A 7375-nucleotide genomic window follows, 5' to 3' on the forward strand; every position below is an offset into this window, starting at 1 on the left:
TGATGAGTGAGCAAACTTCTAATAGCTGTAAAAATTGCGGCACCAGATCAAAGCTCCACTATTGCCCTGCCTGTGGGCAGCGCATTTCGGTATACAAGGTGACCTTTAAAGAGACCTTTGAAGATCTGGCAGATGCTTTGTTTACGGTTAATGCACCTCTTATTATTACCCTCAAATTACTAATCATAAATCCGGGAAAACTCTTTACGTCTTATCTGGAAGGACAGCGAAGAAAGTATTACAAACCAGTTGCTTTTTTTCTTTTAACTACCCTGGTCTATCTTTTGATAAGGTCACTTATTGGGATTAATGTTTTTGAAAATTCGAGTATTGTAGTGCAGGATAGTGCGGAAACAGGAGGAATGCTTACAAAGGGAAGGGAGTTTATGTTGTTGAATATTAATAACCTTTTATTCTTTTTTGTGTTTACCCTCGCAATTGTCACAAAATTATTCTTTTATAGCAAACAATCTCTGGCTGAGTACCTGGCTGTTTCTTTTTATCTTGTTGGGATGTATACTATCATTGTTACTTTAAACCTGTTTTTAGTTAAATATATAGACCCGCAATTTCAACCCCTGGCAATCCCTTTAATGGGGATCTATTTTCTCTACGCCATACTTTCTTTTTTCAAAAAACCTGTATTTATAATAATTTTCAAAGGTATTGTGCTGTATTTCCTGGCATTAATGTCATACGCCATGTTAGCATTTGGGTTGTCTGTCTTGATCGTTTATTTGAATCTTGTATAATGGCCGGCATATACCTTCATATTCCATTTTGCAAACAAGCCTGCTATTACTGCGACTTCCATTTTTCTACCAACCTAAAAAAGAAAGATGAAATGCTACAAGCGCTTCAGCAGGAACTTATAATGCGGAAAAAAGAATATCAGGGCCAACAAATTGCCACTATATATTTTGGAGGCGGAACACCATCGGTTTTAAACACGGAAGAGATCGATCTGCTGATTCAAACTGTGTATGATAACTATGAGATAGAAAAGGACCCCGAGATTACCCTGGAAGCCAACCCGGATGACCTTTCATCACAGAAGTTGAAAGAATTAGGAAATTCAAGGATAAATAGACTCAGCATAGGAATACAGTCCTTTTTTGATGAGGACTTAACACTTATGAATCGGGCGCATAACGCTGAGCAGGCAAAAGCATCCCTCCGGGAAGTGACAGCGTTTTTCGACAATATTTCCATCGACCTTATTTATGGTATCCCAAATGCGGATCACAAGCGTTGGCAGAAGAATATAAAAACCGCCTTATCTTTTAATATTCCACATATTTCCAGTTACGCGCTTACCGTAGAACCCAGGACAGCCCTCAAGAAATTTATTGAAAAAGGGATCGTCCCGGATGTAGATGATGAAATCGCAGAAGAACAATTTCAAATGCTATGTTCGATGCTTGCAAAGGAAGGCTTTGTCCATTATGAAATTTCCAACTTTGGGAAACCCGGGTATTTTTCCAGGAACAACACCGCCTATTGGCAGGGGAAAACGTATATGGGGATCGGCCCTTCGGCACATTCCTTTAATGGAACTCAAAGGTCCTGGAATATTGCCAACAATACCAAGTATATACAAGCCATAGGGAAAGGCTTACTGCCTCGGGAAGTAGAGACCTTAAGCCAAATGGATCGATATAATGAATACGTCATGACCGGTCTCCGTACCATGTGGGGAGTTTCCTTAAAGCGAGTATCGGAAGAATTTGGACAACATTTTCATGACTACTTGTTACAACAAGCAGAACAACATCTTGCTGACCGGTTTTTATTCCTGGATGGCGACACCTTGTTGGTGACCAAAAAAGGGAAGTTTTTAAGTGATGGTCTGGCGGCCGATTTATTTATGCTACCTTTAGAAAAGAAGAATTAAGACCTGCAGAATATCTACAAAAATCATGATTGCTTCCATTACCCTTAAAAACCAAACATACCAGATAGACCTGTCCAAACCTTTGGATATTTCAATTCCCGTTCGTGGAAATAAAACCAATGTAAATGCCTGGTACGTGGGCCCTCCAAGGATTGAGCCCCATATTGACGGCGATTTTATTGGCAGCATAGAGCAGGGGGGTAGCACCAACTTTAACGACATTTATTTTAATCCTCATGCCCATGGCACCCATACCGAAAGTTTAGGTCATATTACTCCAGAAGTTCACTCAGTAAACAAGGTCTTTGAACGTTACTTTTTTACGGCAACGCTAATTACCCTTGCTCCGGAAAAAGCGGGGAATGACTTAGTCATTTCAAAGAAACAACTCGAAAAAGCTTTGGATGGAGGTTTACCAGAGGCACTTGTGATCAGGACAATTCCCAATACTAAAGAGAAGCTCTCCAGGCAATATTCCAATACCAACCCACCTTACATAACAAAAGATGGGATGTTGTTTTTGGTGGAAATAGGGATAATGCATTTATTGGTAGACCTCCCTTCAGTAGACAAAGAAAAAGATGAAGGCGCATTGCTCGCACATAAGGCTTTTTGGGGGCTTAACAGCACTTTAAGACCTGCCGCTACAATTACGGAATTTATTTATGTGCCCCATCATATTAAAGACGGCGATTATTTCCTGAATTTACAGCTGGCACCCCTTGAGAATGATGCCAGTCCCAGCAGACCTGTGCTTTTTGAATTGCTCTGATTGGGATTTATTTTCTTTGCATTCCTTACCTTTGACCGCTTAACATAGATACCTTTATATGGATGGATTATTTGAAGTTTTATTAGGACTGATCCTTGGCTTTATTACCATGTATTGGCTCTTCTCACTTTTTCGAAGGAGACGAAACAAAGAAACAACTGAGGTGCAGTCCACGGTATTACTTGAACGCATCAAGAATGTGTGTAAGTTGATCTCTGTGGAAGGCGACTTTGCCGAGATCTATAAATACGAGAATACCAGGGAACGGTTTATGAGCCTGGTGAGCAGCAAGAAAAAAGCACTGATCGTGATCAATGCAAAAGTGCATATAGGATACGATCTTCAAAAGATTAAATTACAAGCCAAAAATGAGAAGAAGCAGATAGTGTTATCCACTTTTCCACAACCTCAGATCCTCTCCATAGACCCACAACTGGAATTTTACGACATAAAAAATGGTCTTTTTAATGCATTTACTCCAAACGATCTTACCGCGCTGAATCAGGAGGCCATTAAGCACATCAGGGATAAGATACCCCAAAGCGGCCTCATGGAAACGGCCAGGAAGGAAGCTCTGGAAGCTATTTTGTTAATGGAAAAATTAGTAGAAACAATTGGGTGGAAACTGGAGTATTCTGCATTGGAAATATCCACTGAGGAAAAGGAAGAATTAAACTCTTAACAACAACCTAAATTTTACTCTTATGATGAAGAATATGCTTTTTTCGACCATTATTTTATTAATGCTGGGTTCCTGTGCGGAAGAGCAGAAAGAGACTGCCAATTTTGACCCTTCCTTTGTGCATGTCGTTTATTTTTGGTTAAAAGATCCGAATAATATAGAAGACCGGAAGGCTCTTGAGGCATCTTTAAAAAAATTCATGCTGAATTCTAAGTATGCACAAACAAAATTTGTAGGTGTTCCACCTAAAGCCAGCAGGGACGTAGTAGACGATTCATTCGCCTACAATCTTGTACTAACCTTTGGCTCTGCAGAAGAACAGGAGTTGTATCAAAATGAAGAAGCTCATCTTTTATTTATTGAAGAATCCCAGGATCTGTGGGAGCGCGTAGTGGTCTATGATGCCTTAGTCTTAGAATAAAAGTAAAGTAGATAAAATCTAACACATGAATGTTGAAGAGTTTAGACATTATTGCCTTAAGAAGAAAGGAGTAACCGAAGAATTCCCTTTTGATGAGGTAACATTGGTCTTTAAGGTCATGGGCAAAATGTTTGCGATTGTTCCATTGGAACGGATCCCATCGCAAGTGAATTTAAAATGCGACCCGGAAAGGGCTATCGAACTCAGAGAAGAGTATGATGGCATAGTAATGCCGGCCTACTATATGAGTAAGACCCATTGGAATACCCTGTATTTTGAACAATTACCAACCAAAATGATAACCGAACTCACAGATCATTCTTACGAGTTGGTTGTTGCAAATTTCACCAAAAAATTAAAGGCTGCCTTAGATGATTTATAAGTTAAAGACTTTTTATCTGCAGCTCATGAAATGCATCCGCCTGTAAGCGCAGTAACTCCTCTGCTTTTTGTTTCTTGTGGGCGTAGACTCGTTCTTCTTCCCGTATTTCCCCATAGATCTTTTCATTAAGGGCGGCATCAGTAGCCATGATATGCTGGCGTTGGGTTACTTTCTGGGTGACCCATGCTTCCACCGTACTTTCTTCTTCCTCCAGTTTAAAATCATAGGGTCCTTTGGGAGATAATAATTTTACAACTATTGGGGAGGTTTCTATTGCCAGGAATAAAAGGAATATAAAAAAGGATGGAAACCAGGCCAGTTCTCCAAGTGCATTGATCCGAGCCATTAGTCCGTCAAAACCATCGATAATGGGTTGTGAAGCTACTACGGAAGCATCATACTCTGAGTTCAGGGTGTTGATCTGAGTCTCTATGGCTGCGATCTTCTCGGCATTTTGTGACTTCAGCTCTCGCAACTCCAATAGAGCGGCATCGTGCTTTTCACGTTTTTCAGCATAAACAGGACCTTTGCCTAAAAGCATGGTACCGGCTGTTCCCTCTGCCTCTGTAATATAGGTATCATATAGGGCATTGGTCTCCGCTTCCTTGGTTGCGGTCTCTGCTTTTAGAGCAACAATGTCGCCCTCAAGATCCTGAAGGATGGGAGTATACTGTTGGGCGATCTGCGCCTTGTTGGCGAGGGTAAGCTCATTCTTTTGTTCTAACAAAACCTGGTTGACCTCTTTTTCAAAGATCTTCATTTCGAGTGGTTTCGAGATCACAACGGCAATGATCACAGCCAGTAAGATCCTGGGTGTAGCCTGTATGAACTCACTTTTAAAACTATCTCTTTTTTTGATGGTAGAGACAATAAACCTATCTAAATTAAAGATCAAAAGACCCCAGATAAACCCAAAGGCCAGCGCTGTATACACATTGTCAAAAACAGTAAAGAGGGCATAACTGGCGGCAATAAAAGCCATTACAGCAGTAAAGAATACAGTAGCACCAATACCGGCGTATTTGTTTCGTTCACCTTGTGAGCAAGTTTCAAGAATAGAGGCGTCTGCCCCCGAGCAGAGGATAAAAAATCGTTGTATCATAACAGTGTTCTAAATTGATTGATAGACTATTAGAACGCAAGCCCGGTAAATTTGTTACAGGAAAATGAAGTTATTTTTAAAAAAGAATTATTATTTAGATAATTCAGTAAAATACTTATAGAAATAAGGGATGGTTTCAATGCCCTTCAGGTAGTTTCCCACTCCAAAATGCTCATTAGGTGAATGGATGGCATCACTGTCTAAACCAAAGCCCATTAGGATGGTTTTGCTTTGTAATTCTTGCTCAAATAAAGCAACAATTGGGATGCTTCCCCCACTTCTTTGAGGAATTGGTGTTTTGCCAAAGGTCTTGTTATAGGCCTTTTCAGCGGCCTTATAGCCCACAAAATCTATGGGTGTAACATATCCTTGGCCACCGTGATGCGGAGTCACTTTTACAGTGACACCCTTAGGAGTGATGGCCCTAAAATGGGCAGAAAAAAGTTCAGTGATCTCATGCCAGTCCTGGTGTGGTACCAGTCTCATTGAGATCTTGGCGTATGCTTTGCTCGCAATGACTGTTTTTGCACCTTCCCCAGTATAGCCACCCCAAATGCCATTTACATCGAGCGTGGGCCGTATGGAATTTCGTTCATTGGTAGTATAGCCTTTTTCTCCATAAACAGATTCTATCCCAATTTCATTCTGATAGTCTTTCAGGTCAAAAGGAGCTTTCGCCATAGCCGCCCGTTCTTCGGTTGAAAGATCCTGAACCTTATCATAGAAACCCGGGATGGTGATATGATTATTTTCATCGTGCAGGGAGGCGATCATTTTTGCCAGGATATTGATAGGATTGGCTACGGCACCTCCATATAATCCTGAATGAAGATCTCTGTTGGGACCTGTCACTTCTACTTCTACATAGCTCAAGCCCCGCAAACCTGTGGTAATAGAAGGGACATCCTTTGCGATCATTCCGGTATCCGAAATAAGGATGATGTCATTGGCCAGTTTTTCAGTGTGTTGTTTTACGAAGGTCACCAAACTATTACTACCTACTTCCTCTTCCCCTTCTATCATAAATTTTACATTGCAGGGCAAGGCATCATTGTTTACCATGTATTCCAGGGCCTTTACATGCATGTACATCTGGCCTTTATCGTCACTGGCTCCCCTGGCATAGATAGCACCTTCCGGATGTAGTGATGTCTTTTTAATGATCGGTTCAAAAGGAGGGGAGTTCCAGAGACCGAGGGGGTCTGGAGGTTGAACATCATAGTGACCATAGACCAATACAGTTGGAAGTGAAGGATCTACCATACGCTCTCCGTAAACGATGGGGTAGCCTTCTGTCTCACAGATCTCAGTATGGCTGCAGCCTGCAGCTTGCAAGGATTTCTCTACTATTTCTGACATATGAAGTACGTCATGCGAAAAGGCAGAGTCGGCACTTATGGATGGAATTTTAAGAATATCTAATAGTTCATTTATAAATCGGTCTTTGTTCTCTTCAATATAGGCTTTTGGCTCTTGCATGGAAACTACTTTGGTTTGCTGTTAAAAATACGAAAACTGTAAGTATTTTTTTGCGAATGAATTATTTTAAAATTGAAATTTTGACTTATATTTGCAGCCCCGTATTAAACGGGATATGCAGGCGTGGTGATCCCGATAACTATCGGGAGGTAGCAAGCTAGACTTAGAATCTAGTGCCTAATAGTAATATAGTGATGCAGGCGTGGTGGAATTGGTAGACACGCTAGACTTAGGATCTAGTGCCGCAAGGTGTGAGAGTTCGAGTCTCTCCGCCTGTACGAAGTAGAGGCCCATCCGGAAAGGATGGGCTTTTTTTTTATTGAAAAAGTGGAGAGATGAGAAGTTTATCCCGCCTAAGGCGGGAAGTCTCTCCGCCTGTACGAAGTAAAGGCCCATCCGGATAGGATGGGCTTTTTTTATTGAAAAAGTGGAGAGAGGCTAAGTTTATCCCGCCTTTATTAAATGAAAAGTGGTCCCGCAAAAGCTGGTTTTTTTATTCCGTGTACGATACAAGGAGAATAAAACATTATTTGATATTGAATCAAGCTAAGCGCTTCATTAGCATTAGTTGGCTTTTCTATTCTTTGATTGCCTGTTTATTCTTTTAAAAACAAAGAAAAGAGGGATCCCTATCAGTACAGTA

Annotated in this window: 8 protein-coding genes and 1 tRNA gene; 7 read left to right on the top strand and 2 right to left on the bottom strand. The window is 40.9% G+C overall.

What is annotated here, in order from left to right:
- The first annotated feature begins 2 nt into the window (after window positions 1-2).
- Genes Q0X72_RS06510 through Q0X72_RS06535 form a run of 6 tightly spaced genes read left to right on the top strand, consistent with a single transcriptional unit; the run spans window position 3 to window position 4151 of the window.
- Window positions 3-752, top strand: coding sequence for a DUF3667 domain-containing protein (locus Q0X72_RS06510; protein WP_297763091.1), 750 nt, complete (start codon window positions 3-5; stop codon window positions 750-752).
- Entirely contained in the window at window positions 752-1894 is a 1143-nt protein-coding gene (gene hemW, locus Q0X72_RS06515; RefSeq protein ID WP_297763093.1) for a radical SAM family heme chaperone HemW, read from the top strand. The genes Q0X72_RS06510 and hemW overlap by 1 nt, the downstream gene beginning before the upstream one ends.
- 25 nt (window positions 1895-1919) lie before the next feature.
- Window positions 1920-2666, top strand: coding sequence for a cyclase family protein (locus tag Q0X72_RS06520; RefSeq protein ID WP_297763097.1), 747 nt, complete (start codon window positions 1920-1922; stop codon window positions 2664-2666).
- Between the two features lie 58 nt (window positions 2667-2724).
- A complete protein-coding gene (locus tag Q0X72_RS06525; RefSeq protein ID WP_297763100.1) occupies window positions 2725-3348 on the top strand; it encodes a DUF4230 domain-containing protein in 624 nt (207 codons plus the stop codon).
- 22 nt (window positions 3349-3370) lie between these two features.
- Window positions 3371-3769, top strand: coding sequence for a Dabb family protein (locus Q0X72_RS06530; protein WP_367180423.1), 399 nt, complete (start codon window positions 3371-3373; stop codon window positions 3767-3769).
- A 25-nt stretch (window positions 3770-3794) separates the two neighbouring features.
- Entirely contained in the window at window positions 3795-4151 is a 357-nt protein-coding gene (locus Q0X72_RS06535; protein ID WP_297763103.1) for an MmcQ/YjbR family DNA-binding protein, read from the top strand.
- 1 nt (window position 4152) lies between these two features.
- Here the strand turns inward: Q0X72_RS06535 and Q0X72_RS06540 are convergent, their stop codons facing one another.
- Window positions 4153-5253, bottom strand: a complete 1101-nt coding sequence (locus Q0X72_RS06540; RefSeq protein WP_297763106.1) for a DUF4407 domain-containing protein — start codon at window positions 5251-5253, stop codon at window positions 4153-4155.
- Between the two features lie 90 nt (window positions 5254-5343).
- Window positions 5344-6732 (bottom strand): dipeptidase, encoded by a 1389-nt coding sequence (locus Q0X72_RS06545; RefSeq protein ID WP_297763109.1) that lies wholly within the window; start codon window positions 6730-6732, stop codon window positions 5344-5346.
- A gap of 196 nt (window positions 6733-6928) precedes the next feature.
- Between Q0X72_RS06545 and Q0X72_RS06550 the strand changes: the two genes are divergently transcribed.
- Window positions 6929-7010, top strand: a tRNA-Leu gene (locus Q0X72_RS06550).
- Window positions 7011-7375: the final 365 nt, after the last annotated feature.

This window comes from uncultured Muriicola sp., from assembly GCF_947258935.1.
Classification (GTDB): domain Bacteria; phylum Bacteroidota; class Bacteroidia; order Flavobacteriales; family Flavobacteriaceae; genus Muriicola.

Excerpts from the sequence above, each read along its gene's own strand:
- Q0X72_RS06520 (WP_297763097.1), top strand. The coding sequence starts at position 1,920 with ATGATTGCTTCCATTACCCTTAAAAACCAAACATACCAGATAGACCTG.
- Q0X72_RS06540 (WP_297763106.1), bottom strand. The coding sequence starts at position 5,253 with ATGATACAACGATTTTTTATCCTCTGCTCGGGGGCAGACGCCTCTATT.
- Q0X72_RS06530 (WP_367180423.1), top strand. The coding sequence starts at position 3,371 with ATGATGAAGAATATGCTTTTTTCGACCATTATTTTATTAATGCTGGGT.
- Q0X72_RS06535 (WP_297763103.1), top strand. The coding sequence starts at position 3,795 with ATGAATGTTGAAGAGTTTAGACATTATTGCCTTAAGAAGAAAGGAGTA.
- Q0X72_RS06525 (WP_297763100.1), top strand. The coding sequence starts at position 2,725 with ATGGATGGATTATTTGAAGTTTTATTAGGACTGATCCTTGGCTTTATT.
- Q0X72_RS06545 (WP_297763109.1), bottom strand. The coding sequence starts at position 6,732 with ATGCAAGAGCCAAAAGCCTATATTGAAGAGAACAAAGACCGATTTATA.
- hemW (WP_297763093.1), top strand. The coding sequence starts at position 752 with ATGGCCGGCATATACCTTCATATTCCATTTTGCAAACAAGCCTGCTAT.
- Q0X72_RS06510 (WP_297763091.1), top strand. The coding sequence starts at position 3 with ATGAGTGAGCAAACTTCTAATAGCTGTAAAAATTGCGGCACCAGATCA.